Origin of the sequence: Demequina zhanjiangensis (genome assembly GCF_030418315.1) — a bacterium.
GTDB classification, from domain to species: domain Bacteria; phylum Actinomycetota; class Actinomycetes; order Actinomycetales; family Demequinaceae; genus Demequina; species Demequina zhanjiangensis.
In genome coordinates this window covers 23,398-49,945 of sequence record NZ_JAUHPV010000001.1, presented here as the reverse complement: position 1 = coordinate 49,945, position 26,548 = coordinate 23,398, and the positions used below count along the sequence as shown (strand labels likewise).

At 70.1% G+C, this 26,548-nt stretch carries 22 protein-coding genes; 2 read left to right on the top strand and 20 right to left on the bottom strand.

The window, feature by feature from the left end; genetic code table 11:
* Positions 1 to 62 precede the first annotated feature (62 nt).
* Positions 63 to 1,007 carry an EamA family transporter RarD gene (gene rarD, locus QQX04_RS00255; protein ID WP_301125031.1) on the top strand — a complete coding sequence of 315 codons (945 nt, stop codon included), beginning with the start codon at positions 63 to 65 and terminating at the stop codon, positions 1,005 to 1,007.
* 88 nt (positions 1,008 to 1,095) lie between these two features.
* Here the strand turns inward: rarD and QQX04_RS00250 are convergent, their stop codons facing one another.
* From QQX04_RS00250 to QQX04_RS00165, 18 genes are all read right to left on the bottom strand, one after another.
* The gene (locus QQX04_RS00250; protein ID WP_301125029.1) at positions 1,096 to 2,604 is read right to left on the bottom strand and encodes a hypothetical protein; all 1,509 of its coding nucleotides are present in this window, start codon (positions 2,602 to 2,604) and stop codon (positions 1,096 to 1,098) included.
* Positions 2,601 to 3,134, bottom strand: coding sequence for a sigma-70 family RNA polymerase sigma factor (locus QQX04_RS00245; protein WP_301125027.1), 534 nt, complete (start codon positions 3,132 to 3,134; stop codon positions 2,601 to 2,603). Before QQX04_RS00245 ends, QQX04_RS00250 begins: the two co-directional genes overlap by 4 nt.
* Positions 3,135 to 3,431: 297 nt before the next feature.
* Positions 3,432 to 4,448 carry a polyprenyl synthetase family protein gene (locus QQX04_RS00240; RefSeq protein ID WP_301125025.1) on the bottom strand — a complete coding sequence of 339 codons (1,017 nt, stop codon included), beginning with the start codon at positions 4,446 to 4,448 and terminating at the stop codon, positions 3,432 to 3,434.
* A gap of 10 nt (positions 4,449 to 4,458) precedes the next feature.
* The gene (gene nuoN / locus QQX04_RS00235; RefSeq protein ID WP_301125023.1) at positions 4,459 to 6,030 is read right to left on the bottom strand and encodes an NADH-quinone oxidoreductase subunit NuoN; all 1,572 of its coding nucleotides are present in this window, start codon (positions 6,028 to 6,030) and stop codon (positions 4,459 to 4,461) included.
* Entirely contained in the window at positions 6,030 to 7,523 is a 1,494-nt protein-coding gene (locus QQX04_RS00230; RefSeq protein ID WP_301125021.1) for an NADH-quinone oxidoreductase subunit M, read from the bottom strand. The genes nuoN and QQX04_RS00230 overlap by 1 nt, the downstream gene beginning before the upstream one ends.
* Positions 7,524 to 9,404 carry an NADH-quinone oxidoreductase subunit L gene (gene nuoL, locus QQX04_RS00225; RefSeq protein ID WP_301125019.1) on the bottom strand — a complete coding sequence of 627 codons (1,881 nt, stop codon included), beginning with the start codon at positions 9,402 to 9,404 and terminating at the stop codon, positions 7,524 to 7,526. It lies immediately after the preceding gene.
* A 3-nt stretch (positions 9,405 to 9,407) separates the two neighbouring features.
* Complete coding sequence (nuoK, locus tag QQX04_RS00220; RefSeq protein ID WP_301125017.1) at positions 9,408 to 9,707, bottom strand: NADH-quinone oxidoreductase subunit NuoK; 300 nt, start codon at positions 9,705 to 9,707, stop codon at positions 9,408 to 9,410.
* The gene (locus QQX04_RS00215) at positions 9,704 to 10,516 is read right to left on the bottom strand and encodes an NADH-quinone oxidoreductase subunit J (protein WP_301125015.1); all 813 of its coding nucleotides are present in this window, start codon (positions 10,514 to 10,516) and stop codon (positions 9,704 to 9,706) included. The genes nuoK and QQX04_RS00215 overlap by 4 nt, the downstream gene beginning before the upstream one ends.
* Complete coding sequence (gene nuoI, locus QQX04_RS00210) at positions 10,513 to 11,202, bottom strand: NADH-quinone oxidoreductase subunit NuoI (RefSeq protein WP_367312888.1); 690 nt, start codon at positions 11,200 to 11,202, stop codon at positions 10,513 to 10,515. The genes QQX04_RS00215 and nuoI overlap by 4 nt, the downstream gene beginning before the upstream one ends.
* Positions 11,195 to 12,622, bottom strand: coding sequence for an NADH-quinone oxidoreductase subunit NuoH (nuoH, locus tag QQX04_RS00205; RefSeq protein ID WP_301125013.1), 1,428 nt, complete (start codon positions 12,620 to 12,622; stop codon positions 11,195 to 11,197). Before nuoH ends, nuoI begins: the two co-directional genes overlap by 8 nt.
* Positions 12,622 to 15,078: an NADH-quinone oxidoreductase subunit G gene (locus tag QQX04_RS00200; RefSeq protein WP_301125011.1), complete on the bottom strand. Its 2,457-nt coding sequence runs from the start codon at positions 15,076 to 15,078 to the stop codon at positions 12,622 to 12,624. Before QQX04_RS00200 ends, nuoH begins: the two co-directional genes overlap by 1 nt.
* Positions 15,075 to 16,400 carry an NADH-quinone oxidoreductase subunit NuoF gene (gene nuoF / locus QQX04_RS00195; RefSeq protein WP_301125009.1) on the bottom strand — a complete coding sequence of 442 codons (1,326 nt, stop codon included), beginning with the start codon at positions 16,398 to 16,400 and terminating at the stop codon, positions 15,075 to 15,077. Before nuoF ends, QQX04_RS00200 begins: the two co-directional genes overlap by 4 nt.
* The gene (gene nuoE, locus QQX04_RS00190) at positions 16,397 to 17,062 is read right to left on the bottom strand and encodes an NADH-quinone oxidoreductase subunit NuoE (protein WP_367312886.1); all 666 of its coding nucleotides are present in this window, start codon (positions 17,060 to 17,062) and stop codon (positions 16,397 to 16,399) included. Before nuoE ends, nuoF begins: the two co-directional genes overlap by 4 nt.
* Positions 17,059 to 18,408 (bottom strand): NADH-quinone oxidoreductase subunit D, encoded by a 1,350-nt coding sequence (locus QQX04_RS00185; RefSeq protein WP_301125007.1) that lies wholly within the window; start codon positions 18,406 to 18,408, stop codon positions 17,059 to 17,061. The genes nuoE and QQX04_RS00185 overlap by 4 nt, the downstream gene beginning before the upstream one ends.
* Positions 18,405 to 19,121, bottom strand: coding sequence for an NADH-quinone oxidoreductase subunit C (locus QQX04_RS00180; RefSeq protein ID WP_436968444.1), 717 nt, complete (start codon positions 19,119 to 19,121; stop codon positions 18,405 to 18,407). Before QQX04_RS00180 ends, QQX04_RS00185 begins: the two co-directional genes overlap by 4 nt.
* Positions 19,118 to 19,669 carry an NADH-quinone oxidoreductase subunit B gene (locus QQX04_RS00175; RefSeq protein ID WP_301125005.1) on the bottom strand — a complete coding sequence of 184 codons (552 nt, stop codon included), beginning with the start codon at positions 19,667 to 19,669 and terminating at the stop codon, positions 19,118 to 19,120. Before QQX04_RS00175 ends, QQX04_RS00180 begins: the two co-directional genes overlap by 4 nt.
* Positions 19,670 to 19,672: 3 nt before the next feature.
* On the bottom strand, positions 19,673 to 20,032 hold the full coding sequence (locus QQX04_RS00170) for an NADH-quinone oxidoreductase subunit A (RefSeq protein ID WP_301125003.1): 360 nt from the start codon (positions 20,030 to 20,032) through the stop codon (positions 19,673 to 19,675).
* A gap of 39 nt (positions 20,033 to 20,071) precedes the next feature.
* A complete protein-coding gene (locus QQX04_RS00165; RefSeq protein ID WP_301124995.1) occupies positions 20,072 to 21,415 on the bottom strand; it encodes a geranylgeranyl reductase family protein in 1,344 nt (447 codons plus the stop codon).
* 117 nt (positions 21,416 to 21,532) lie between these two features.
* Here QQX04_RS00165 and QQX04_RS00160 point away from each other — a divergent pair, with 117 nt between their 5' ends.
* On the top strand, positions 21,533 to 22,798 hold the full coding sequence (locus tag QQX04_RS00160) for an isochorismate synthase (protein ID WP_301124993.1): 1,266 nt from the start codon (positions 21,533 to 21,535) through the stop codon (positions 22,796 to 22,798).
* A 1,123-nt stretch (positions 22,799 to 23,921) separates the two neighbouring features.
* Here the strand turns inward: QQX04_RS00160 and menD are convergent.
* Together menD and QQX04_RS00150 are read right to left on the bottom strand one after the other, a co-directional pair.
* Positions 23,922 to 25,607 carry a 2-succinyl-5-enolpyruvyl-6-hydroxy-3-cyclohexene-1-carboxylic-acid synthase gene (menD, locus tag QQX04_RS00155; protein ID WP_301124991.1) on the bottom strand — a complete coding sequence of 562 codons (1,686 nt, stop codon included), beginning with the start codon at positions 25,605 to 25,607 and terminating at the stop codon, positions 23,922 to 23,924.
* Positions 25,604 to 26,491: an o-succinylbenzoate synthase gene (locus QQX04_RS00150; protein ID WP_301124990.1), complete on the bottom strand. Its 888-nt coding sequence runs from the start codon at positions 26,489 to 26,491 to the stop codon at positions 25,604 to 25,606. Before QQX04_RS00150 ends, menD begins: the two co-directional genes overlap by 4 nt.
* Positions 26,492 to 26,548: the final 57 nt, after the last annotated feature.

Genomic DNA, 26,548 nt, shown 5'->3' with positions numbered 1-26,548 from the left:
CGTCACCGCTTGACGCCACCCGGCGCTGGCGTGGCACCCCCGCACGGCGACACACTGGACCGGTGACCGACTCCCTCGACCGTAGGGGGCTCGGCCTCGGCATCGGCGCGTACCTGATCTGGGGCATGTTCCCCCTGCTCATGCACGCGCTCGAGCCGGCGTCGGCCCTCGAGATCACCGCTCAGCGCGCCCTCTGGTCCCTGCTGGTCTGCGCGATCATCGTCGCGGTCGTGCGCGGCTGGTCGCGGCTCAAGGCTGCGCTGAGCGACCTGCGCACCGTCGGCATCCTCGCGCTCGCCGCCGCGCTGATCGTGACGAACTGGCTGATCTACGTGTTCTCTGTGGTCACCGACCGCGTCAACCACGCCTCGCTCGGGTACTACATCAATCCGCTCGTGCTCGTGGGGCTCGGCGTGCTCGTGCTCGGCGAGCGGCTGCGTCGCATGCAGATCGTCGCGGTCGCGATCGCCGCGATCGCCGTCGGCGTCATCGGCGTCGAGATGGGCGGGCTGCCCTGGATCTCGCTCGCGCTCGCCTTCTCCTTCGGGCTCTACGGCCTCATCAAGAAGCGCGTCAACGTGGACCCGGTGACGAGCCTGACGGTCGAGACGCTGGTGCTCGCGCCGTTCGCAGCCGTCGGCGTCTGGTGGCTCTCGCGCACCGGCGAGGCGACGTTCGGTACGCGGGGCGCCGAGGGGCTCGGGCTGAGCCACGACCTGCTGCTCGCCTCCACCGGCGTCGCCACCGTCGGTGCGCTCCTGCTGTTCACCGCCGGCGCCCAGCGTCTTCCGCTCAACGTCGTCGGCCTGCTTCAGTACCTCGCCCCCACGATCATGTTCATGCTCGCCGTCTGGCACTTCGGCGAGCCCATGTCGCCGGGCCGCTGGATCGGGTTCCTGCTCGTGTGGGTCGCGCTCATCGTCCTCACGGTCGACAGCTTCCGCGCCTCACGGCAACGCGGCCGCGACCCCCGCGAGGCCGAGGTGGAGCCGGCGGAGCCGGTCTGACCGGAGGCGTCACCACGGACGCGAGCCACGATCACTCGCCGATCCGTGCGCCTCGCCACGCCCGCTCTCCGCGCGGAAGCCAGCCTCGCTAGCCCTCGACCCGGAACCACGCCCAGTCCATGTCGTCGACCGTCGGACCGATCCCCGTGAGCACCACGGGCATCGCCTCCTCCAGATCGCGAACCGGCACGTCCGCGCACGCGAACCGCTCCGCCTCGTCGTACACGAACACCCTGGTCGGCACGCTGCCCCAGGCGCCGTGCACGTAGAACGTGCCCTGCTCCGACCGCGGATCCGCATAGCCGACGATCACCCCGTCGTCATCGATGAACGCCGGCAGCAGGAAGTCGTGCGAACCGTTCGTGACGGTGCCGTCGTCGTCCTCCGACCAGCTCCCGCCCCAGCCCGCGCTGAGGTAGCCGTCATAGGCCTCGAACTCGTTCCACCGTTGTGCGAGTCCCGCGATGCCGAGCACCGTCGCGCCCTGGCCGTAGTCGGTCTGGTACTGATCCTCCTCGTTCCACACGATGCCCACGCGACGCTCGCGCGAGACGACCTCTCCCTCGAGAGCGGGGTCGAGCGGTGCTCCGCACGCGAAGACATCGGACTCCAGTCCGTCGAGGAACCCACGCTCAGGCTGAGCCTCGAACGAGGCCCGCGCCGCAGCCTGCTGCTCCTCGAGCTCGTTCTGCCACCGCGAGGTGTTCTCGCCGCAGAATGCGTCGAAGACCTGAGCTGGATCACGCGTCGTGGTCACCGCCACCGACTCGCCCGACGGGAGGGTGACCCGGGTCGCGAAGCTCGCCACCGACTCCGGATCCGCGAAGCCCCGGGGAACGTGGCCGAACAGCACGCGCTCAGTCTCCTGCGATCCATCTGTTCTGGTCACGATCTGCTCGACCACGGCGTCGTCTCCCGCAAGAGTCGGGGAGATGCCCATGCCTCCGTGAAGGAGGGGAGCTTCGTGAGCCTGAACGAGCTGGTACATCGAGACACCCTCGGGCGCCTCTGGCGGCACGACCGTGGTCCATTCAAAGTACTGTTCCGTCGGGTCGGCCTGAAGGTTCATGCCCCCGGAGCGCACGTCGAAGACCAGCCGGTCGATGCCGATCTCGAAGAATCCCTCCGGGCCGTACTCCTCGAGATCGTCGAACGGGATGCCAGTCTCGGGATCGCGCCAACGTCCGTCCTCGTCCTCCTCCAACTGCCGCAACGAGCCTTCGGCCGTGCGGTACATGTAGGTATCGGTGTCGAAGTCCGCGTAGAGACGCCCCTTGAACCCCGACTCGGGGATGGCGGCGAGGTTGGGGATCGGGTAGGTGTCCAGGTCGCAGCGGTCGCCCGCGCCAGTGATCGCCGGGACGGCGGGGATCTGCTCGTCAGGGCCGAGCGCTGCCACCGCAGTCACCGCCAGGGCTCCCACGCCGACCGCCGCGACGAGGCCTGTCGCACCCGCGCGGAACGCGCGCCTCCTCCGGATGCTGACAACCACGCTGGTGGCCACGTCGTCACGGTTCCCGCGATCATCGCGCCGTGCGTCGAGCGCGGCCGCGTGCGCGTCGCCTGCGCCCTTGATCAGGTCTCCGAGATCGCTCATCGCCGCCTCCTCGGGGTCGTCAGCTCCACCACCTCGGGCTCGGGGCCCGGATCCTCCACTCCCAGCAGCGGGGCGAGACGTGCTGTGCCGTCATGCAGGTACCTCTTCACGGAGCCCTGAGCCAGGTGAAGGGCGTCAGCGATCTGCGGGACGGTGAGATCGTCGTAGTAGCGCATCACGAGGCACGCCTGCTCTCGGGGCGAGAGCGTGCGGAGTGCGCGACGCACGTCCAGACCGGCTTCAAGGTCGGGTGAGGCGGCGTCGCGCTCGAAGCTGCGCACGATCGCCCGGTCCTTCGCGCCGCGACGGCGTGCCCGGTCGATCGCGAGCGTCGGCATCGTGCGCCGGACGTACGCCTCGGCGTGATCCAGATCGGAGAGGGTGCGGCCTCGCGAGAACACCTTGACGATCGCGTCGTGAAGCAGATCCTCCGCGTCGCCGTCGCGGCCCACGAGCATCGCGGCGTACGCCGTCAAACGTGAGCCGCGCTCTCTCATCAGCCGCTCGACGAGCGCCTGCCAGTCCCCCATGCTCTCCCCTTCTCGGTCCTCACCCTGTCACACGCAGCAGGGTCCGGAAACGTTGGGGGCCGCGTGCCGATGACCTGGGCACGCGGGTGCTCTGGAACCCGTGCGCCAGACAGTACGAACCAGAGTCGGCGCCGACACGCAGGCGAGTCGGTTGCCGTGACGGCGTGTCGGCGGGGCGTCGCGTGTCGGATTGGTTCGCAGTGTCCGGGCGGGCGGGCTCTGCGAGCCCGTCATCCGGAGCGCTGCGCCGAGGGCACGCACAACTGAGCGCGTGACGAGTCTGCGCGAGGCGGCGCTTCAGGCCGCGCGCGCCACCAGGGCGTCCGCGAAGGAGTGCAGCGCCTCCTTCACCTCACCCTCGGGGAGAGCGGAGATCGCGTCGCGGGCGCGGGCGACCCACTCGTGCGCAAGCGCCGCAGTCTCGTCGACCACGGGGTGCATACGAAGCCGAGCAACGACGGACGCGAGAGCCTCATCGGAGGCAAGGTCGCCGTCGATGTCGGCAAGCAGGGCCAGATCCTCGGCGTGCTGCTCCGGAGTGACGCCGTCCACCGGGCCTGCGGCGACGCGGCGGCGCAGGAGCAGCACGGGCATCGTGGCGACACCTTCGCGCAGGTCCGTGCCGGGGGTCTTGCCTGACACCTCGGTGTCGGAGCGGATGTCCAGCACGTCGTCCGCCAGTTGGAAGGCGACGCCTGCGAGCTCTCCGTACTCGGTGACCTGCTTGACGACCGACGGCTTGCAGCCCGCGAGCATCGCGCCGAAGCGTGCCGACATCGCGACGAGCGAGCCGGTCTTGTCCGCGAGCACCTGGATGTAGTGGTCGATCGGGTCGTCGTCCTCCGCGGGGCCGACGGTCTCGTGCAGCTGGCCGAGGCACAGCCGCTCGAAGGTGGTCGCCTGGAGACGCACCGCCTCAGGACCGAGCCCTGCGACGACGACGGACGCGCGCGCGAACAGCAGGTCACCCGTGAGGATGGCGACCGAGTTGCCCCACACCTCGTGCGCCGACGGGGCGCCGCGACGCGTGGGCGCCGAGTCCATGACGTCGTCGTGGTACAGCGTCGCGAGGTGCGTGAGCTCGACCACGACGCCCGCGTCGATCACCTCGGGGCGCGTGCCGTCGCCGAGCTGCGCGGTGAGCAGTGTCAGCAAGGGCCGGAGGCGCTTGCCTCCCGCATCGACAAGGTGCCTCGAGGTCGTGTGCGCGAGGCGGTCCGACTGCGCGACGGCGTCGCGAAGCCGCTCCTCGACCAGCTCCATGCGTGGGGCCAGAGACTCCTGAAGCCGGTCGTTGCCGACGGGGACTGACATGCCGTCGAGCCTACAGTCCGGTGAGCAGCACGCCTGCGTCGGAGGCCGCCTGGAGCGCCCACACGGGCATGACGCCCAGGAACACCGTGGCGATCACCGTGATCCACACCACCACGCGGGTGTACGGGTGGTAGTCGACCTCGACAGCCTCCTGCTGGTCCTCCGGCACATCCGTGAGGAACATCAGCACGATCAGGCGCACGTAGAAGAACGCGGCCGCGGCAGACGCGAGGACTGCAACGAGCACGAGCGGCCAGCCGCCACCGTCGATCGCGGCGGCGAACACCTGGAACTTGCCGATGAAGCCCGCGGTGAGCGGGATGCCTGCGAAGGACAGGAGGAAGAGTGCCATCGCGCCGGCGAGCAGCGGGTCGCGTCGTCCGAGCCCTGCCCACTGACCGAGGCGGGTGGCCTCTCCCCCGACCGTGCCGTCGTCCGCCTTCTCGCGCACCTGCGTGATGACGGCGAAGGCGCCGATCGTCGCGAGACCGTACGTGAGCAGGTAGAAGGGCACCGCCGAGAGCGCCTCAGGCGAGAAGCCCGCGAAGGCGACGAGGATGAAGCCCGCGTGCGCGACCGACGAGTAGGCGAGCATGCGCTTGATGTCGGTCTGCACGAGTGCGACCACGGTACCGACGACCATCGTGACGATCGCGACGGTCCAGATCATCCAGCTGAGCTCCCACTCGAGCGGGTAGAGCGAGCTGAACACGATGCGGACGAGCGCCGCGGCCGCCGCGGCCTTGGTGGCTGCAGCCATGAACGCGGTGACCGGCGTGGGGGCGGCCTGGTAGGCGTCGGGCGACCACGTGTGGAACGGGACGGCGCCCAGCTTGAACAGGATGCCCACGAGCACGAGGATCGCGCCGGGCACGAACAGCGCGAGATCGCCAGGAGAGGCGAGGATCGCGCCGAGCACGCCCGCGTAGGAGGTGGTGGCCGCAGCGCCGTACAGCAGCGCGACACCGAACAGGTAGATGGCGGAGGAGAAGGCGCCGAGCAGGAAGTACTTCAGCGCGCCCTCCTCGGAGAGCAGGCGCTTGCGGCGGGCCAACGCCACCATGATGTACAGCGGCAGCGAGAAGACCTCGAGCGCGACGAAGAGCGCCAGGTAGTCAGTGGTGGACGCGAAGGTCATCATGCCGCCGACCGCGAAGAGCAGCAGCGGGAAGACCTCGGTCACCTCGAGCTTGCGGCGCAGCGCCTCAGCCTCCTCGGGGGAGCCGGGAGCGGCCGAGCCGAGCGGCGTGAAAGCCTCCTCGCCGGCACGGGTGCGGGCGGCGAACAGAAGCGCGCCGAGCGCGGCGAAGACGAGCAGCATGCACTGCCAGGCGAGCGCCTGCTTGTCCATCACGAAGAAGCCGGCCTGAGCGACGACGCCTGCCTCAGTGGTGGTCGCCCACTGCACTGCGGCGACGATCAGCGCGCCGAGGGTGGCGACGAGCGTGAGGGTGAGCTGGGCGGCACGCCGGGTGGCGGCATCGCGGACGATCGCCTCGACGAGCACACCGATCGCACCGGCCAGGAGGACGATGATGATCGGCGCGAACGCCATGTACGAGAGGTCGGGCGCGGTGAACATCACTCGGAAACCTCCGCGTTGATGGTCGTGAGGACCGCGGCGGCGGGCTCACGCAGGTAGTCGATCGCGAGGCTCGGGAAGAACCCGAGCACCAGCATCAGCCCGATCAGCGGCCACAGGACGAGCCGCTCGCGGAGCGTGAGCTCGCGCGTCTTCTCCAGCCCCTTCTTCGTGGGTCCGGTGAAGACCTTCTGGTAGGTCAGGAGCACGTAGAGCGCGGCGAGGATGACGCCGGTCGCGGACACGATGACGGCGATCTTCGCGACCTCGAACGCACCGACGAGCACCATGATCTCGGAGACGAAGGGCGACAGTCCGGGCAGCGCCAGCGCGCTGAGGCCCACGATGAGGAAGGTGCCGGCGAAGACCGGCACGACCTTCTGGAGGCCTCCGTAGTCGCCGACGTAGGGCGAGCCCTTGCGGTCGATGAGGAAGGCGACCACTAGGAACAGCGCACCGGTGGAGAGTCCGTGGTTGAACATGTACAGCGCGGCGCCCTCGACGGAGGTCTGCTGGAAGGCGTAGATGCCGAGCACCATGATTCCGAAGTGGCTCACCGAGGTGAACGACACCAGGCGCAGCATGTCGGTCTGCCCGATCGCGGCGATGGCGCCGTAGATCACGGAGATCACTGCGAAGACGATGATGACGGGGGCCGCCCACTGCGAGGCCTCGGGGAAGATCACCAGGCCGAGCGTGATCATGCCGAACGTGCCGATCTTGTCGAGCACGGCGACGAGCAGCGCGGTGGTGCCGGGTCGCGCGGTCTCGGCGACGGTCGGCAGCCACGTGTGCACGGGCACCATGGGCGCCTTGATCGCGAAGGCGAGGAAGAACGCGAGGAACATGAGGCGCTCGGGCGTGGTGCCGAAGTCGTAGCCCGCGAGGTTGTCGATCAGGTAGGCCTGCTCACCGCCGGGTCCCACGAAGTAGAGCGCGACGACGGCGACCAGCATGATCAGTCCACCTGCGAGCGAGTACAGCAGGAACTTCACGGCGGCGTAGCGGCGCTGCTCTCCCCCGAAGCCTCCGATGAGGAAGTACAGCGGGATGAGCATCGCCTCGAAGATCACGTAGAACAGGAAGACGTCGCGGGCCGCGAAGATCGCGACCATGAACGCCTGCAGCACGAGGATCAGCGCGAGGTAGCGGGCGGTGCGAGCCGGGTCCTTCTTGTCCTTGCGCCATTCGGCGAGGATCACGAGCGGGGTGAGGATCAGCGCGAGCACGATCATCGACAGCCCGAAGCCGTTGACGCCGAGCGCCCAGCTGGTGCCGATCTGCGGGATCCACTCGTAGGTCTCGGTGAACTGCTGGGTGCCTGCGTCGCCGAGGTCGAACTGGGTGAGCATCACCAGTCCGATCAGGGCCTCGAGCAGGGTGACGCCGAGGGCGACCTCTCGAACCCGGCCGCGTGCCCCGTCGGGCAGGGCGCGCACGAGTGCGGCTCCTGCCAGCGGCAGCAGCACGAGGATGGTCAGGAACGGGAACATCTACAGCACCCCCAGGACGACGGCGGCGATGAGGCCGGCGACAGCGATCAGGATCAGTGCGGCGTAGCTGCGCACCTGTCCGGACTGGAATCGACGTAGGAACTCACCGAGCTTCAGCAGGCCGGACCCGGTGCCGTTCACTGCGCCGTCGACGAGCGCGGCGTCGGCGTAGACCAGGGTGCGCGTGGCGTGGGTGCCGGGGCGCTGGAAGACCGCCCGGTTGACCGAGTCCTGGTAGAAGTCGTTGCGCGCGACCATGGTGCCGAGCGACGGCGCGGGGGCCGTGGTCGGAACCTCGGCGCGTCCGTACTGGAACCAGGCGAGGCCAGCGCCGATGGCGACGAGCACGAGGGTGAGCGCCATGATGACGGGCACGGCGAGCACCGGCTCGTGGTGCTCCGCGTGGCCGGTGACGGGCTCGAGCCAGGTGGTGAACCTGTCTCCGGTCGCGAGGAACCAGCCGAGCAGGCCGGAGCCGACGGACAGGACGATCATCGGGACGGTCATCGTCCAGGGCGACTCGTGCGGGTGCGCGTCGTCGGTCCAGCGGGCCTTGCCGTGGAACGTCATGAAGAACAGTCGCGACATGTAGTACGCGGTGAGGCCTGCACCGATGAGGGCGGCGAGTCCGAAGACCCACGGCTGCCAGCCTTCGCCGACGAACGCGGACTCGATGATCTTGTCCTTCGACCAGAAGCCGGAGAACGGCGGGACGCCGAGGATCGCGAGCCAGCCGAGTCCGAACGTGACCCAGGTGACGACCATCGCGGTGCGCAGCGCACCGAAGCGTCGCATGTCCACCTGGTCGTTCATGCCGTGCATGACCGAGCCGGCGCCCAGGAACATACCCGCCTTGAAGAAGCCGTGCGTGAGCAGGTGGAAGATCGCGAACGCATAGCCGATGGGGCCGAGCCCCGCGGCGAGCATCATGTAGCCGATCTGCGACATGGTCGACGCGGCGAGCGCCTTCTTGATGTCGTCCTTCGCCATACCGATGATCGCTCCCATGAGGAGTGTGATCGCACCGACGGCTGCGACGACGAGGCGTGCGGTCTCGGTCAGGTCGAAGATCGCGGCGGAACGGACGATGAGGTAGACGCCCGCGGTCACCATCGTCGCGGCGTGGATGAGGGCCGACACCGGCGTGGGGCCGGCCATCGCGTCGCCGAGCCAGGACTGCAGCGGGAACTGTGCGGACTTTCCGGTGGCGGCCACGAGCAGCGCGAGCCCGATCGCGGTGAGCTGGCCCGTGGAGACGTCGCCGACGTGCGCGAACACGGTCTCGAAGCTGAGCGAGCCGAAGGCGGCGAACATGAGGCCCATCGCGACGATGAGGCCGACGTCGCCGACGCGGTTGACGACGAACGCCTTGTTCGCGGCGGTGGCGTACTCGGGCTTGTGGTTCCAGAAGCCGATCAGCAGGTACGACGCGAGACCCACGCCCTCCCAGCCGACGAACAGCAGGAGGTACGAGTCGGCGAGCACCAGCAGGAGCATCGCGGCGACGAACAGGTTGAGGTACGCGAAGAAGATGCGGCGGCGCGGGTCGTGCTCCATGTAGCCCACCGAGTACAGGTGGATGAGCGTGCCCACGAACGTGACCAGCAGGACGAACGTGATCGACAGCGGGTCGACGAGCAGCCCCGCGTCGACGGTCAGCTCGCCGCCGGAGATCCACGTGAACAGGTGCACCGCGTGCTCGCGGGACTCGGCGTCGAGGCCGAGCATCTGGAGGAAGGCGCCGGCGCCGACGACGAAGGCCGCCGTGGAGGCGGCGAGCCCCATCCAGTGTCCCCATGCGTCCGCGCGCTTGCCCAGGAGGATCAGCACGAGGCTGCTCGCCAGGGGCACGGCGATGAGGAGCCAGGTCAGGTCAAGCATCGATCAACCCTTCAGTTCTGCAGGCTCGTCGAGCGAGATGGTCTGGCGGGCGCGGAACAGCGCGATGATGATCGCGAGTCCGACCACGACCTCGGCAGCGGCGACGACCATCACGAAGAAGGCCATCACCTGTCCGTCGATCTCACCGTGGATGCGGGAGAAGGCGACGAGGGCGAGGTTCGCGGCGTTGAGCATGAGCTCGACGCCCATGAAGGCGATGATCGCGTTGCGTCGCAGCAGCACCGCCGCGGCGCCGATGCCGAACAGCACCGTCGCGAGGTAGACGAAGGCGATCGGGTTCACTTCTCGTCCTCCTTGCCGTTCTCGGCCTCGCCGGTCTCGGCGTCGTCCGACTTCGCGAGCGACTCGTGGTCGGGCTTGTCGGTGCCGCGCTTGGAGGGATCGCTGAGGTGCGCCTCGTACTGCGTGGACGTGTCCATCTGGTGGCGGATCTCGAGCACGCGGGACACGGACTCCTCGATCGGCTTGCCCTCGGGGTCGAGCGCGGGCACGTCGAGCGCGTTGTGGCGCGCGTAGACGCCGGGCATGGGCCTGTTGACCGGGTTGGCTCCGGCGAGGACGCGTGCGCGCTGGCGCTCGGCCTGGCCGCGGCGCGGCGTGAGGCGCGGCGTGTGCGTGAGGACGAGCGCTCCGACGGCGGCGGTGATCAGCAGCGCTCCGAGGATCTCCATGACGACCACGTAGTCGGTGAAGAGGAGCTGGGCGATGGCCTCTGGGTCGCCCTCGGTCATCTCCTCCGCGGGCTCGTAGGCGAGCTGGCCGACGGCGGAGATCAGGAGGACGGCGACGCCGCCGGCGCCGAACAGCGCGATCCAGCGCTGACCGACGAGGGTCTCCTTCATCGACTCGCGCTGGTCGACTCCGACGAGCATGAGCACGAAGAGGAACAGCATCATGACAGCGCCGGTGTAGACGACGATCTGCACGGCGCCGAGGAACGGCGCTCCGAGCCCGACGTAGGCGACCGCGAGTCCGACCATGACTGCGACGATGCTCATCGCGACGTGGACGGCCTTCTTGGCGAACAGCAGCGACAGCGCCGGGATCACGGTGAGGATCGCGACCGACCAGAACAGCACGGGGCTGATCATCGTGCCTCCTCGGCTGCGAGGGCCGCGTTCTCAGGGAGCGTCGGCTCGTCGGGACGGTTCGTGCGAACCCACTCGAGCTGCTCCTTGACGACCTCGGTGACGTCGCCGCGGTAGTAGTCGCCGTCGGTGGTCCCGGGAACCATGGGGTGCGGGGCCTGGAGCATGCCCTCCTCGAGGGGGGCGAGCAGGTCCTGCTTCTCGTAGATGAGGCCCTCGCGGGTGGGTCCGGCGAGCTCGTACTCGTTCGTCATCGTGAGCGCGCGGGTGGGGCACGCCTCGATGCACAGCCCGCAGAAGATGCAGCGCAGATAGTTGATCTGGTAGACGCGGCCGTAGCGCTCACCGGGGCTGACCTGGTTGTCAGGGGTGTTCGAGTCGGCCTCGACGTAGATCGCGTCGGCGGGGCAGGCCCAGGCGCACAGCTCGCAGCCGATGCACTTCTCGAGCCCGTCCGCGTAGCGGTTGAGCTGGTGGCGACCGTGGTAGCGCGGCATCGGCGGGGTCTTGACCCGCGGGTACTGCTCGGTCACGGTGGGCTTGAAGAAGTTGCGCAGCGTGATGCCGAATCCGGCGACGGGTGCGAACGCCTGGCCCAGCGGGCCCTTCTTCGGCAGGTTGGACTCGAAGGTCTCGTCCTTGCCGTCGCGGGCGCGGTTGACCTCCCAGGTCTCGTCGGCGTCACTCATCGGCGCCTCCCTCCTCGGTCTTCAGCGTGGCCTCGACCGTGCGTCCCGAGCGGGGCGACGGGGGCAGGGTCTGGTGGGGCATGGGCGGGACGGGGTAGCCGCCGGCGAAGGCGTCGAACTCCTCGTCCTCATCGGTCTTCTCGGACTCGAGGTCCTTGGCCTTCTTCTCGTTGCGGGAGTCCTTGACGAAGCCCCACACCGCGTAGACCAGCAGGATGGCGACGAGCCAGGCGACCGCGTCGTACAGGTTAAGGTCGCGCTCGTAGAAGTCCATGAACTGGCGGCCGACGGCGAAGAACACGAGCCAGCCGAGGCCGACGGGGATCAGGACCTTCCAGCCGAGCTTCATGAACTGGTCGTAGCGGAAGCGCAGCAGCGTGCCGCGGATCCACACGAACACGAACATGAGGAGCCAGATCTTGATGATGAGCCAGATCGGCGGGAAGACACCGGAGTTCAGGAAGTCGGCGCCGGGCCACGAGGCGGGCCATGGGGCGTGCCATCCGCCGAGGAACAGCGTCGCGGCGACGGCCGAGACGTTGATCATGTTCATGTACTCGGCGAGGAAGTACCAGGCGAACTTCATGGACGAGTACTCGGTCATGAAGCCCGCGACCAGCTCGCCCTCTGCCTCGGGGAGGTCGAAGGGCAGGCGGTTGGTCTCGCCGACCATGGAGATCACGTAGAGCACGAAGGCGGGCAGCAGCGGCCAGACCCACCAGCGGTCTGCCTGCGCCTCGACGATCTGCGAGGTGCTCATGGAGCCCGACAGCATGAATACCGTCACGAGCGACAGGCCCATCGCGAGCTCGTACGAGATGATCTGCGCCGTGGAGCGCACGGCGCCCATCAGCGGGTAGATCGAGCCGGAGGCCCAACCACCGAGCACGATGCCGTACACGCCGAGCGCCGCGCAGGCGAGGATGTAGAGCACGGCGACCGGGAAGTCGGTCAGCTGCAGGGGCGTCACGATGTCGGTGCCGGGGATGTGCGTGGCGGGACCGAACGGGATGACCGCGAAGATCAGCAGCGCCGAGAACACGGAGATCATCGGCGCGAGGATGTAGAGGATCTTCTCCGACGCGCGGACGGTGATGTCCTCCTTGAACAGGAGCTTCATCGCGTCCATCACGGACTGAAGCAGTCCGAACGGGCCGTGCATGTTCGGTCCGGGGCGCGACTGGAGGCGGCCGATGACGCGGCGCTCGAACCAGACGGCGAACAGCACGGACAGCAGCAGGAAGACCACGATCAGCACGGCCTTGACGATGACGAGCCACACGGGGTCGCCTGCGAGCGTGCCCCAGTCCTGGAGGCATGTCTGCTGCGCCTCGGTGAGGGCCGACGCATCGGTGACCCCGCAGTGGGAGTTCGCCATGTCGTCGGTCGCGAACGGCACCAGGCCGGTCAGGAGGGACATCACGCACCGCCCTTCACGGTCACGACGGTGCCCGGCGCGACGCCGAGCTCCTGCGCCACCCAGCTGCCGGGAGACTTGGTGGGGAGCCATACGACGCCGTCGACCATGTCGGTGATGACGGCGGGCACGCTGATGCTCTCGCCCGTGGCGCCGGTGACGGTGATCGCGCCCTCGGAGAAGCCTGCCGCCTTCGCGGTGGCCTTGGAGACGCGCGCGACGGTGGCGCGGCCGGTGCCCGCGAGGTACGGCTCGCCGTCCTGGAGCGCGCCTTCGTCGATCAGCTGGTGCCAGCTGGCGAGGACGACGTCGCCCTTCTTGGGTGCCTTGGGCGCCTTGGCGGCGGGGACGGCGGGACGCTGCGGTGCGGGGGCTGCGCCGAGAGCGGCGAGCTCGCCGTTGATCTCGGCGATGGTCCCTGCGTGGAGGTCGGCGCCGAGCTCGCGGGCCAGGATGTCGAGCACGCGGTAGTCGGACAGGGCGTCGGTCGCGATCGCGGTCGCGAAGGAGCGCAGGCGCCCCTCCCAGTTCACGAACGTGCCGGCCTTCTCCGACGGCGGGGCGACGGGCAGGACCACGTCGGCCTGCTCGGCGACGTCGGAGCGACGCACCTCGAGGCTGACGACGAAGCCCGCGTTGGCGACAGCGTCGGCCAGGCCGGTCACGTCGGAGGCGGTGACTCCGCCGACGACGAGCGCGTCGAGGTCGCCTGCGGAGGCTGCGGCGATGATCGCGGCGGCGTCGCGTCCCTCGGTCGAGGGCAGCGAGTCGACGCCCCAGGCCTCGGCGACGCCGGCGCGGGCGGTGGCGTCGGTGGCGGCGCGTCCGCCCGGCAGGAGGCCGGGGAGCGTGCCTGCCTCGACGGCGCCGCGCTCACCCGCGCGGCGCGGGATCCAGGCGAGGCGTGCGCCGGTCCGGGTCGCGAGCGACGCGGCGGCGGTGAGCGCGCCGGGCGTGGCGGCCAGGCGCTCTCCGACGATGATGACTGCGCCCTCAGCGGACAGCGCCTCGACGGCGTCTCCGTCGAGGCCGTCGAGCAGCGCCGCCTCGCCGCCGGGGGCGACGGGCAGCAGGCTCGCGGCGAGCTTCTCGGCACCGCGCGAGAGGAACGGCGCGGCGGTGAACACCTTCTGCTTGCCGAGCGACTTGCGCAGGCGCAGGAACACGACGCCGCCCTCGTCCTCGGGCTCGAAGCCGACCATGAGGACCGACGGGGCCTTCTCCAGGTCGGCGAAGGTGACGCCGAGGCCCGACGCGGCGACGGTCGAGCCGAGGAACGCCTGCTCCTCGGCGGAGGCGAGGCGCGTGCGGTGGTCGATGTCGTTCGTGCCGAGCGCGACGCGGGCGAACTTGCCGTACGCGTAGGCGTCCTCGAGAGTCACCCGACCGCCGGGGAGCACGCCGACGCCCTTGCCATCGCGCGCGGCCTTGAGGCCTGCGGCGGCTGCGGCGATCGCCTCGGGCCACGAGGCCTCGACCAGCTCGCCGTCCTTGCGCACGAGCGGGCGCTCGAGGCGGTCGGACAGGTTCTGCCACGAGAACGCGAAGCGGTCCTTGTCGGTGATCCAGTCCTCGTTGACGACCGGGTCGTTGTCGGCCAGGCGGCGGAGGATCTTGCCGCGGCGGTGGTCGGTGCGGATCGCGGAGCCCGAGCTGTCGTGCTCCGAGATGCCGGGCGAGCTGACCAGGTCGAAGGGGCGCGACCGGAAGCGGTACGCGGCTGAGGTCAGGGCGCCGACGGGGCAGATCTGGACGGTGTTGCCCGAGTAGTACGAGCTGAACGCGCGGCCGGACTCGTCCTCAGCCGCGGGGGCTGCCGGAGTGTAGCCGTCGAAGTCCAGGACGTTCTCGTTGAACGTGCCGATCTGCTGCATCGCCCCGCGGTTCTGCAGGTCGATGAACGCATCGCCCGCGATCTCCTTGGAGAAGCGGGTGCAGCGCTGGCAGAGGACGCAGCGCTCACGGTCCAGCAGGATCTCGGAGCTGAGCGGCAGCGGCTTCTCGAAGATGCGCTTCACGTCGACGAAGCGGGTCTCGGAGTGGCCGTGGCTCATCGCCTGGTTCTGCAGGGGGCACTCGCCGCCCTTGTCGCACACCGGGCAGTCGAGCGGGTGGTTGATGAGCAGCAGCTCCATCACGCCCTTCTGAGCGCGGTCGGCCTCCTCGGAGGTGTGCTGCGTGTTCACGACCATGCCCTCGGTGACGGCCATGGTGCACGACGCCTGCGGCTTGGGGAACGCACGCAGGTTCCCGTCGGGGCCGGGGCTCGCCACATCGACCAGGCACTGACGGCAGGCGCCGGCAGGCTTGAGCGCGGGGTGGTCGCAGAAGCGGGGGATCTCGACACCGATCTGCTCCGCGGCGCGGATGATGAGGGTGCCCTTGGGGACCGTCACCTCCTGGCCGTCGATGGTGAGCGTGACGGTCTCGACGGCGGCCTTGTCCGCGGTCGCGGTCATGCGTGCGCCTCCTCGGTGGTCGGCTCGGAGGAGTAGTCGAACAGCGCCGAGGCGGCGTGGTCGAAGGGACAGGCCCCTTCTGTCACGTGGCGCTCGTACTCCTCGCGGAACAGCTTGACGGAGCTGACGATCGACGACGTGGCGCCATCGCCGAGCGCGCAGAAGGAGCGGCCGGCGATGGAGTCGCAGGTGTCGAGCAGCTGCTGGATGTCGGCGTCGGTGCCCTTGCCCGCCTCGAGGCGCTTGAGGATCTGGGTGAGCCAGAAGGTGCCCTCGCGGCAGGGGGTGCACTTGCCGCAGGACTCGTGCTTGTAGAACTCGGTCCAGCGGGTGACGGCGCGGACCACGCACGTGGTCTCGTCGAAGATCTGCAGGGCACGGGTGCCGAGCATGGAGCCTGCGGCGCCCACGGACTCGTAGTCGAGCGGGGTGTCGAGGTGCTCGTCGGTGAAGATCGGGGTGGACGACCCGCCGGGCGTCCAGAACTTCAGCTTCTTGCCTCCGCGCATGCCGCCGGCCATCTCCAGGAGCTCGCGCAGCGTGATGCCGAGCGGCGCCTCGTACTGGCCGGGGCGCTCCACGTGGCCGGACAGCGAGAACAGTCCGTGTCCCTTCGAGCGCTCGGTGCCCATGTCGGTGAACCAGTCGACGCCGTTGTTCACGATCGCGGGAACGGAGGCCACGGATTCGACGTTGTTCACCACAGTGGGTCGGGCGTAGAGACCGGCCACGGCGGGGAACGGAGGCTTGAGGCGCGGCTGGCCGCGGCGGCCCTCGAGCGAGTCGAGGAGCGCGGTCTCCTCACCGCAGATGTAGGCGCCCGCGCCGGCGTGGACGGTCACGTCGAGGTCGAAGCCGGAGCCGTGGATGTTCTTGCCCAGGTCTCCGGCCTCGTAGGCCTCGCGCACGGCCTGCAGCAGGCGGCGGTACACGTGGACCACCTCGCCGCGCAGGTAGATGAAGGCGTGGTTGCAGCCGATCGCGTAGGACGTGATGGCGACGCCCTCGATGAGGACGTTGGGGTTGGCCATCATGAGCGGGATGTCCTTGCAGGTGCCCGGCTCGGACTCGTCGGCGTTGACCACCAGGTAGCGGGGTCCGCCGTCGTCCGGGGGCAGGAAGCCCCACTTCATGCCCGTGGGGAAGCCTGCGCCTCCGCGGCCGCGGAGCCCGGAGTCCTTGACCATCTGGACCAGGTCGTTCGGCTCCATGCCGAGCGCCTTCTTGAGCGCCGAGTAGCCGCCGCTCTTGACGTACGTGTCGCGCTTCCAGGACTTGTCCTGGTCCCAGATCGCGCTGAGGACTGGTGCGAGCTCGGTCACTTCGCGCCTCCCTTGGCGGGCTTCCAGCCCTGATCCTTGGCGGACTGGAGGCCGGCGAGCGTCGGCTCTCCCGCAGCGGGGCCCTGGTCGGCGCGCCCGTCCTCGAAGCCCGCGAGCACGCGCGACACCTCCTTGAACGTGGGCACCGCGTCGGGGCCGCGGCTGGGCTTGACGGGCTTGCCGTCGAGGATGTCGTCGACAAGCTGGAGCGCCGTCTCAGGCGTCATGTTGTCGAAGAACTCCCAGTTGACCATCATCACGGGCGCGAAGTCGCAGGCCGCGTTGCACTCGAGGCGCTCGAGCGAGATCTTGCCGTCGGCGGTGGTCTCGTCGTGACCGACGCCGCAGCGCTCGGAGACGCGCTTCCAGATCTCGTCGCCGCCCATGACCGCGCAGAGCGTGTTGGTGCAGACGCCCACCTGGAACTCACCGTTGGGACGGCGCTTGTACTGCGTGTAGAACGTCGCGACGGCGCTGACCTCGGCCGCGGTGAGGCCCAGCTGCTCGGCGCAGAACTGGATGCCGTCCGGGGACACGTAGCCGTCGACCGACTGGACCAGGTGCAGCATCGGCAGCAGCGCGGAACGCTCCACCGGGTACCGGCCGCGGATCTCCTCCGCGTCGGCGAGCAGCTGCTTCAGGGTGGACTCGTCGTAGGTCATCGGTCGACGCCTCCCAGGACCATGTCGATCGTCGCGATGGCGACCACCACGTCGGCGACCTGGCCGCCTTCGGTGAGGATCGACAGCGCCTGCAGGTTGTTGAAGCCGGGGTCGCGGAAGTGCGCGCGCCACGGCTTGGTGCCGCCGTCGGAGACGACGTGGCAGCCGAGCGCACCCTTGGGGTTCTCCACGAGCGCGTAGGCCTGGCCGGCCGGCACCTTGAAGCCCTCGGTCACCAGCTTGAAGTGGTGGATCAGCGCCTCCATGGACTCGCCCATGATGTGCTTGATGTGCTCGGGCGAGTTGCCCTGGCCGTCGGTGCCGAGCGAGAGCTGGGCGGGCCACGCGATCTTCTTGTCGGCGACCATGACGGGCTGGCCCTCGGTCGCCTCGAGGCGGTCGGCGCACTGCGCGATGATCTTGAGCGACTCGTAGCACTCCTCAAGGCGCAGGATCACGCGCGAGTAGGCGTCGCGGTCGTTCGAGGTGGGCACCTGGAAGTCGTAGGTATCGTACCCGCAGTACGGGTCGGCCTTGCGCACGTCGTAGGGGATGCCTGCGGAGCGGAGCATGGGGCCGGTGATGCCGAGCGACATCGCGGGCGCGAGGTCCAGCACGGCGACGTCCTTGAGGCGGCCGATGAAGATGGGGTTCTTCAGCTGGATGTCGGCGAGCTCGTCGAGGCGCTGCTTCACCTTGGGGATCATCTCGCGCACGTAGTCGACGAAGCCCTCGGGGGTGTCCTGTGCGACGCCGCCGGGACGGATGTACGCGTTGTTGGTGCGCAGTCCGGAGAGCATCTCGATGACGCGGAACGTGTCCTCACGGCCGACGAACGCGGTCGTCATGACCGTGGTGGCGCCCATCTCGTTTCCACCGGTGCCGATCGCGACCAGGTGGGAGCCGATGCGGGTGAGCTCCATCATGAGCACGCGGAGCACGTTCGCGCGCTCGGGGATGTCGTCAGTGATGCCGAGCAGCTTCTCCACGCCGAGGCAGTAGACGGCCTCGTTGAACATGGAGGCGACGTAGTCCATGCGGGTCGCGAACGTGACGCCCTGCGTCCACGTCCGGAACTCCATGTTCTTCTCGATGCCCGTGTGGAGGTAGCCGATGCCGGCACGGGACTCGGTGACGGTCTCGCCCTCGATCTCGAGCATGACGCGCAGCACGCCGTGGGTGGACGGGTGCTGGGGGCCCATGTTGATGACGACGCGCTGCTGGCCGAGGCGCGTGGCCTCGTCGGCGATCTCGCTCCAGTCGCCGCCGTAGGCGGTGAACTCGGGGGCGTCCGGGTCCTCGAAGATGGGGCCGGTGGCCTGCGGGGTGGTCTGGTCCGTGGTCATCGGTACTGCCTCCGCTGGTCGGGGGACGGGACCTCGGCGCCCTTGTACTCGACGGGGATGCCGCCGAGCGGGTAGTCCTTGAGCTGCGGGTGGCCTACCCAGTCGTCGGGCATCTCGATGCGCGCGAGCGAGGGGTGGCCGTCGAAGATGATGCCGAAGAAGTCGTACGTCTCGCGCTCGTGCCAGTTGTTCATCGGGTAGATCCCGGTGATCGACGGAATGTGCGGGTCGTCCTCGGACACCGACACCTCGACGCGCAGGCGGCGGCTGTGGGTGATCGACTGCATCGGGTAGCAGGCGTGGAGCTCGCGCCCCTCGTCGGCCGGGTAGTGCACACCGTTGACGCCCAGGCACATCTCGAAGCGGAGGTCCTGGTCGTCGCGCAGGTGCTGGGCGACCTCGAGCAGGTGCTCGCGCGCGATGTGGAGCGTGAGCTCGCCGCGGTCGACGACCACGTACTGGATGGCCTCGTCGGCCTTGTCTCCGAGCAGCTCCTCGAGGACGTCGACGACGCCGTCGAACCACTCGCCGAAGGGGCGCTCGGTCGCGCCGGGCATCTCGACGACCCGGCGCAGGCCGCCGTAGCCCGAGGTGTCGCCTCCGGGTCCGCCGAACTGTCCCTGGCGGACGTTGATGAGGGTGCGGCCCTCGGGGCGCACGTGCGCGCCGCCCTGGGCGTCGCCGGCGCCGGACAGGTCCTGGGTCTCGCTCAACGGAGCAGTCCCTTCATGTCGGAGGTGGGCGTGGCCTCGAGCGCGGCGGCCTCGGCGGCGGCGGCGATCTCGCGGCGGTTGCGACCCATCGGGGTGCTCTTGACCTGCTCCTGCAGCTCGAGCAGCGCGTTGATGAGCATCTCGGGGCGGGGCGGGCAGCCCGGGAGGTAGATGTCCACGGGGACGATGTGGTCCACGCCCTGGACGATCGCGTAGTTGTTGAACATGCCGCCCGAGGAGGCGCAGACGCCCATGGACAGCACCCACTTGGGGTCGGCCATCTGGTCGTAGACCTGGCGGACGATCGGGGCCATCTTGTTGGAGACGCGGCCGGCGACGATCATCACGTCGGCCTGGCGCGGGGATCCACGGAAGACCTCGGAACCGATGCGGGAGATGTCGAACCGCGAGGTGCCGGTGCCCATCATCTCGATCGCGCAGCACGCGAGGCCGAACGTCGCGGGCCACATGGAGCCGGCACGCGCCCAGCCCACGAAGGACTCGACCGTGCCGAGCATGAACGGAGGTGCGCTCTCTTCAATACCCATAGGTCACTCCCAGTCGAATCCGCCGCGGCGCCACTCGTACACGAAGGGGATCGTGATGAGGGCGAGGAAGGTCATGATCGCGATGAGCCCGAACCAGCCGAGCGCGTCGTGCGCCACGGCCCACGGGTAGAGGAACACGACCTCGATGTCGAAGATGATGAACGTCATGGCGGTGAGGTAGTACTTCACCGGGATGCGTCCGCCGCCCTTGGCGAGCGGGGTGGGCTCGAGGCCCGACTCGTATCTGTCGAGCTTCGCCGCGTTGTCGCGGTGGGGTCCGAGGACACGGCTGGCGGCGAGGCCACCGATCGCCATCAATGCGGCGATCGCGACCATCACCAGGATCGGCACGTAGGGGTTCACGCGCGCTCTCCCTCCCTGGTTGCGACTGTCATTGTCGAGTCAGGCCGCCGGTGAGACTCGGATCAGGGCCGACAGAAGCTTGTCGGACCATGCTCCGCCCCGGGGCTCGTAGACGTCTGCCAGCAGTCTAGAGACAAAATCCATCACTAGTGGACGCGGCAACCCATACTTTGTACAGATGCTCATGACCGTCGGATGCTCGATCAGGGTCGCGAAGACCCGTCCGAGCGAGTAGTACCCGCCGAGGTCGTCCTTCATCATTCGGGCATATGCCGCGAGCGCCTTCTCAGCTGCGACGGCGTCGTCCCCGGCCTCACGGGCGCCCACGGCGGCCTCGGTGGCGCGGCGTGCGGCCTGCATCGCGTAGGCGATGCCCTCGCCGTTGAAGGGGTTGACCATGCCGCCGGAGTCGCCGACGAGCATCATGCCGGGCACGTAGTGCGGCTGACGGTTGAACGCCATGGGGATCGCGGCGCCCTTGATGGGCCCGACCTGCTCGCCGAACTCCCAGTCCTGCGCGGAGTGGTCCAGCCAGTCGCGCATGAGGCCACGGTGGTCGAGCCCGGAGGGGGTGCCCTTGGCGGACAGGGTGCCGAGGCCGACGTTGGCGGTGCCGTCGCCGAGCGGGAAGATCCAGCCGTAGCCGGGCAGCAGCTTCGAGTTGCCGCGCTCGCCGTCCCAGATCTCGAGGTGGCCCTCCATCCACTCCTCCGCGTGGCGGGGGGTCTCGATGTAGGTGCGGACCGCGACGCCCATGGGGCGGTTGACCTTGCGCTCGATGCCGAGCCCGAGCGCGAGCCGTCCGCTCACACCGTCGGCGGAGATGATGAGGGGCGCGCGATACTCGACGGGGTCGCCGACCTTGCGGCCCTTCTCGTCGGTCTCACGGGCGACGACGCCGACGACGCGGGCCTCTCCCCCGGGACGGACGGCAGCGGCGCGCTCGGCCTTGTCCTTGTCGACGACGAACTCGCCGTCGGCGTCACGGATGATCAGGGCGTCGACGTGCCAGCCCTCGCGGACGTCGGCGCCGGCGGCGCGAGCGTGCTGGGCGAGGCGGTGGTCGAACTGGGCGCGCGGGAGGCTCAGCCCGAAGTTCGGGAAGGACTCAAGGTCGTGCCACGGGAACTCGAGACGGTGTCCTCCGCCGACCATGCGCAGTCCGTGGTTGGGGATCCAGCCCTCGTCGCGAGGCGTCTCGAGCCCGATCAGCTGGAGCTCCTTGACGGCGCGGGGCGTGAGGCCGTCTCCGCAGACCTTCTCGCGCGGGTAGTGCGACTTCTCGAGCGCGATCACGTCGAAGCCTTCGACCGCCAGGTAGCGGGCAGCCGCCGCGCCTCCCGGTCCGGCGCCGACGACGATGACCTCCGCCTCAGTCTTCACCGTCCTAGGTTAAACGTCCCGGAAGGGTGCTCAGGCACACGAAGCCTGCGCAGGGGCACGTGAGGGGTGCGGGTCCGGCGCGCGCGGGGCTTCTGTCGCCGGTCCTAGGCTGAGGGCGTGACCCTGCAGCTTCCTTCGATGCCGACGCTCGCCGCCCGCACCGTCGCGGTCGACGCCCCTGACGATCTGCTCGCCCTGGCCCCGCCGGGCGGGATGGCATGGGTGCGTCGAGGCGACGGGATGATCGGCTGGGGCGAGGTGGCCCGCTTCGACTCGCGCGGTTCGTCGCGGATCGACGATGCAGCGACATGGTGGCGTCGGGTCACCCGCCATGCGGTGGTGCGGGACGACGTGCAGGTGCGCGGCTCGGGCCTCGTCGCCTTCGGATCATTCTCCTTCGCGGACGCGTCGGCGAGCGGCGGCACCCTGATCGTGCCTCGCTACGTGCTCGGGGTACGGGAGGGGCGCGGCTTCCTCACGGAGATCACGACCGACGGCACGCATGGGCACGCCCCCGACCTCGCGTCGGCGCTGGGGCCCGTGGCGCCGGCTGCTCCCCTGCCTGCCCTCACCCAGGAGGAGGGCGACCGCCTGGCCTGGAACGCGGCCGTCGAGTCGGCGGTCGCGCGCATCAAGGCAGGCGAGGTGGACAAGGTGGTGCTCGCCCGCGCGGTGCGCGCCCTGGCCGAGTCCCCCGTCGACCCTCGCTCGCTGATGCCGGGCCTCGCGCAGGAGTACGACGGCTGCTGGACGTTCCACGTGGACGGCCTGGTGGGCGCGACGCCCGAGCTGCTCGCCCGCGTCGATCACGGTCTCGTCACCTCACGCGTGCTGGCCGGAACGATCCGCCGCACGGGCGACGAGACGGCCGACCTCGCGCATGCGGCCTCGCTCGCCCACTCGTCGAAGGACAGGGAGGAGCACGGCTTCGCTGTCCGCTCGGTGACGCAGGTGCTCGCCTCGCACTGCGCCTCGGTGAACGTGCCCGACGAGCCCTTCGTGCTGCACCTTCCGAACGTCATGCACCTCGCGACCGACATCACCGGCTCGCTGGACCACGCCGCATCCGTGCTCGAGCTGGTGCGCGAGCTGCACCCGAGCGCCGCGGTGTGCGGCACCCCCACGCTCGCCGCCGCGCGGATGATCGACGCGCTCGAGGGAATGGACCGCGCCCGCTATGCGGGACCCGTCGGCTGGATCGACTCGGCGGGCGACGGCGAGTGGTGCATCGGTCTGCGCTCAGCAGAGATCGACGCGGACGACCCGCGCAAGGTCAGGGTCTTCGCGGGCTGCGGGATCGTCGCCGCCTCCGAGCCCGATTCCGAGTGGGCCGAGTCGGAGGCGAAGCTCGAGCCGATGCGCCACGCGCTCGGCCTCAGCTGAACGGGGCCGAAGCCCACCACCTGCGCGAAGCCGTCGTAGCCGTCAGGCGCGTCGACGAGAGCGGCCAGGCGCCCGTCGGCTCGCACGAGCGCGACCTGGCTCGCAAGGCCGTCGCTGCTCGGAGACCACAGCGCCAGCGAGGCACCGGAGAATGCGGCCTGCGTCGCGTCGGCAGTCTCCTCCGGGAGCTCCCAGCGAAGCGTGCCGTCCACCCCGTAGACGCCTCCCTCGACCAGGAGCCGGGAGCCTGACGCGGCGAACGCCCGCTCCCCCGCTGCCGGGAGTGTCGCGGCCGACGCGTACGTCGCGGTGCTCGGCTCGAGCGCCCACACCGTCGTCTGGTCGTCGGCGCACACGATGATCGCCTGCCGCCCGGCATCCCACGCCGCGGGCTCGCACGCCGAGGCGCCGAATGGCGTTCCCGCGGACGAGTCGCCGGAGGAGGTCGACAGCACGATGTCCGTAGGCGTGCCCCCGACGGCGGTCAGCGCCTGGGAGCCGTCCGCGCTCGCCACGAGGCCGGTGCGGGCCTCCGTGTCCGCGAGCCGTGTGGCGGCACCGGTCGCGGTGCTCACGGCGTCGATCGTCCGGGCTGTGACGGGACCGGAGGCGACCATGATCGACTCGACGGCACCGTCGGCCGGAATCGCGACCTCGGGGTCGACCCACCCGGAGCCGAGCGAGAGGGGCGCGCCGCCGTCGACGGAGACGACCTCCGCGCGCAGCTCGCCGCTCACCGGGTCGTGCACGATCGCACGGCCGTCCGCGAGCCACGCGAGAAGCTCGGCGCCGGCAGACAGCGAGGCTCCCGGGTAGACGCCGCCGCTCGGGTCGATCGCGATCACGGTGACGGCGCCCGAGGAGTCGACGGCTGAGGTCAGCGTCCATCCCTCGCCTATGGCACCGAGCACACCGGAATCGAGCACAGGCGCTGTCGGCCCGGTGGGAGTGGAGGATCCGCTCGGGCTCTCGGAGCTCGTCGGCTCCGCGCTGTCCGTCGCCGTCGTGGACCCGCCGCCGGACCCGGCGAAGGGCACCGTGAGCGCCCACAGGCCCGCAATCACGCCGACGGACAGGACGACGGTGAGGCCGATCCAGAACCGCGGCCCGCGGATCGGCCGCACTACGCGCCTTCCGCGGTCGCCCCGAGCGGGACCTCGACGATCTCGACGCCCGACGGCGGCGACACCAGCGCCTGCCGCAGGGCCGCAGCGTCGGTCACGACGGTGTGCGCGGCGCCATAGGCCGCGGCGATCGGGCCGAGCTGGACGCCATGCGGGGTCGTGAAGACGCGCTCCACGACCGACGGGTCGGCACCCGCGTGCTCGAGCCTGCCGAAGATCGTGCCGCCCCCGTCGTTGACGACGACGATGCGCAGGTCGGGACGCCTCTCGCGCGGGCCGACGAGCAGCCCGCCGACGTCGTGGAGGAAGGTCACGTCGCCCATGAAGGCGGTCGCCGGGCGGTCCGAGGCGAGCGCGGCGCCCATGGCGGTGGAGATCGTGCCGTCGATGCCCGCGAGACCACGGTTCGCGATCACGGTGGGGGCCTTGCCGGGCTCCCATGCGGGAGCGACGCGGTCGAGCGCGCGGATGGGCCCCGACGAGCCGACGACGCAGACGTCGCCCTCGCCCAGGGAGGCGGCCACCTCGGCGGCCACGGCATCGGCACCCCACTGCTCCACCTGCGGGGCCGACGCCTCACGCCAGTAGCCGAGCCATTCGTCGTCGTGCTGCGCGGTGCCGGGCTCACGCGAGAACCACTCCTCGGGAACCCGCGCCATCACCTTCTGCGCGTGACGCGGCGCCTCCTTCCAGCGCGCGCCGTGGCCCGCGACCCGAAGGTCCTTCGCCTTGCCGATGAGCTCCTGCACCTCACGGGTCAGGGTCGGGCGGCCGACGACGACGACGATCGATGTCTCGCCTGCGACGGTCCTGCCCCGCTCGGTGCGCAGGAAGTCCACGTACCCGGGGATGCAGCAGTCGCCCGTGCGGGCTCCCGACGTCGGCTCCGCGAGCAGCGGCCAGCGGTGCACCTCGGCGAGGCGACGCGCGTCGTCCCCCGCACCGTCGCCCGCGATCACGATCCCGCGCTTGCGGTCCGGCAGGGTGGCGGGGCCGCCCTTGATGGCCTCCATCAGCCCGCCCGAGCGGCGCTTGGCGCGTGCAGGCGGCTCCTTGGTGACGATCGGCCACTCCCCGCCGTCGTCCTGGAGCGGCGCCCGGAAGTCGAGGTTCAGGTGCACCGGGCCCACGCAGGGAAGGCTGTCGTGCTCGTCGCACCGGCCCAGCGCCGCGTCGACGGCCCGGGCGGCGAGGCGGGCGGCCCGACCGTTGCCCTCACGCTCGGTCGGCGCGGCCGACTCCGTCGACCAGCGCACGAACTCGTCGAAGATGCCCACCTGATCGGTGGTCTGGTTCGCGCCGACGCCCTTGAGCTCTCCGGGGCGGTCAGCAGTGAGGAGCAGCAGCGGCACACCCTCGTGGTGGGCCTCCATCACTGCGGGGAGCAGGTTGCCGACCGCGGTGCCTGAGGTCGTGACGATGGCCACGGGCGCGGGCTCCCCCGCCGCCGCACGCGCGCGAGCGATGCCGAGCGCGAGGAAAGCGGCAGACCGCTCGTCGATCCGGACGTGCAGCTCGATCTCAGGCGCATTCGCGGGACGGCCAGGGCTCGCGGCGGCCGCGAGCGCGTGCGCGAGCGGACCCGAACGGGAGCCAGGGCACAGCACGAAGTCCTTCACGCCGTACAGCGCGAGCCCCGCGATGAGCTCCCGCGAGAATGCGGCCGACGGATGGGTGCCGGTCACACGATCACCTCCATCGGCGTCAGCCGCATCGTCCCCTCCACAGGGATCAACGGTGCGGCGACGGTGTCTGCTGCGAGCAGGGCGCTCGTGCCGAGCCCGCAGGCGTACGGCAGCTCGGGGACCGCGAGCGCGAGGGCGAGGCCCGCTGCGAGCCCCACCGAGGACTCCATCGCGCTCGAGACGACGATCGGCACGTCCCAGCGGTCCACGACGTCGAGGCAGTTCCGCACGCCGCCCATGGGGGCCGCCTTGAGGACCAGGATGTCGGCGGCGCCGAGGCGCATCACCTCGTCGGCGTCGCCGGGGATGCGGACCGACTCGTCGGCGGCGACGAGCACGGACGTCTGGCGCCTCACCTCGGCGAGCTCGCCGGCCGTGCGGCACGGCTGCTCGACGTACTCGAGGCCCTCCGCTCCGCCCGCCTTCGCGGCCGCGTCGAGCTCTCTGAGGGATCGCACCGCCGTCTCGACGTCCCACGCGCCGTTCGCGTCCACGCGCACCTTGCCCGTCGGCCCCAGCGCCCGGGCGACGGCCTCCACGCGGCGCACGTCGTCCTTGAGCGAGACAGTGCCTGCGACCTTCACCTTCGCGGTGGTGCAGCCGTTCTCCACGGCCAGTTGCGCGGCGCGGCCGGACGGCAGCTCCGGGACGATGCTGTTGACCGGCACGACGTCCCTCACCGGTTCCGGCCACAGGCCGTGGGCCGCCTCCATCGCCGCCTCCCACCACCGGGACGCACGCTCAGGCGTGTAGTCGGGGAACGGCGAGTACTCGCCCCACGCGTCCGACCCGTCGGGCGCGGTGCCCCGGATCAGGACGCCGGAACGCTCCGTCACCCCACGAAAACGCGTCGCGAGCGGCACACGGAACGCGCGGAACTCCATGGCCCCAGCCTAGGCGGGAGCCACGCCGCTTGCGGACGGCGCATTCACCGCTCCACC

Bases quoted from the DNA above. Each gene is read 5' to 3' on its own strand.
- QQX04_RS00250 (WP_301125029.1), bottom strand. From the start codon at position 2,604: ATGAGCGATCTCGGAGACCTGATCAAGGGCGCAGGCGACGCGCACGCG.
- QQX04_RS00245 (WP_301125027.1), bottom strand. From the start codon at position 3,134: ATGGGGGACTGGCAGGCGCTCGTCGAGCGGCTGATGAGAGAGCGCGGC.
- QQX04_RS00240 (WP_301125025.1), bottom strand. From the start codon at position 4,448: ATGTCAGTCCCCGTCGGCAACGACCGGCTTCAGGAGTCTCTGGCCCCA.
- nuoN (WP_301125023.1), bottom strand. From the start codon at position 6,030: ATGTTCACCGCGCCCGACCTCTCGTACATGGCGTTCGCGCCGATCATC.
- QQX04_RS00230 (WP_301125021.1), bottom strand. From the start codon at position 7,523: ATGTTCCCGTTCCTGACCATCCTCGTGCTGCTGCCGCTGGCAGGAGCC.
- nuoL (WP_301125019.1), bottom strand. From the start codon at position 9,404: ATGCTTGACCTGACCTGGCTCCTCATCGCCGTGCCCCTGGCGAGCAGC.
- QQX04_RS00215 (WP_301125015.1), bottom strand. From the start codon at position 10,516: ATGATCAGCCCCGTGCTGTTCTGGTCGGTCGCGATCCTCACCGTGATC.
- nuoI (WP_367312888.1), bottom strand. From the start codon at position 11,202: ATGAGTGACGCCGACGAGACCTGGGAGGTCAACCGCGCCCGCGACGGC.
- nuoH (WP_301125013.1), bottom strand. From the start codon at position 12,622: ATGTCCCTCCTGACCGGCCTGGTGCCGTTCGCGACCGACGACATGGCG.
- QQX04_RS00200 (WP_301125011.1), bottom strand. From the start codon at position 15,078: ATGACCGCGACCGCGGACAAGGCCGCCGTCGAGACCGTCACGCTCACC.
- nuoE (WP_367312886.1), bottom strand. From the start codon at position 17,062: ATGACCTACGACGAGTCCACCCTGAAGCAGCTGCTCGCCGACGCGGAG.
- QQX04_RS00185 (WP_301125007.1), bottom strand. From the start codon at position 18,408: ATGACCACGGACCAGACCACCCCGCAGGCCACCGGCCCCATCTTCGAG.
- QQX04_RS00175 (WP_301125005.1), bottom strand. From the start codon at position 19,669: ATGGGTATTGAAGAGAGCGCACCTCCGTTCATGCTCGGCACGGTCGAG.
- QQX04_RS00150 (WP_301124990.1), bottom strand. From the start codon at position 26,491: ATGGAGTTCCGCGCGTTCCGTGTGCCGCTCGCGACGCGTTTTCGTGGG.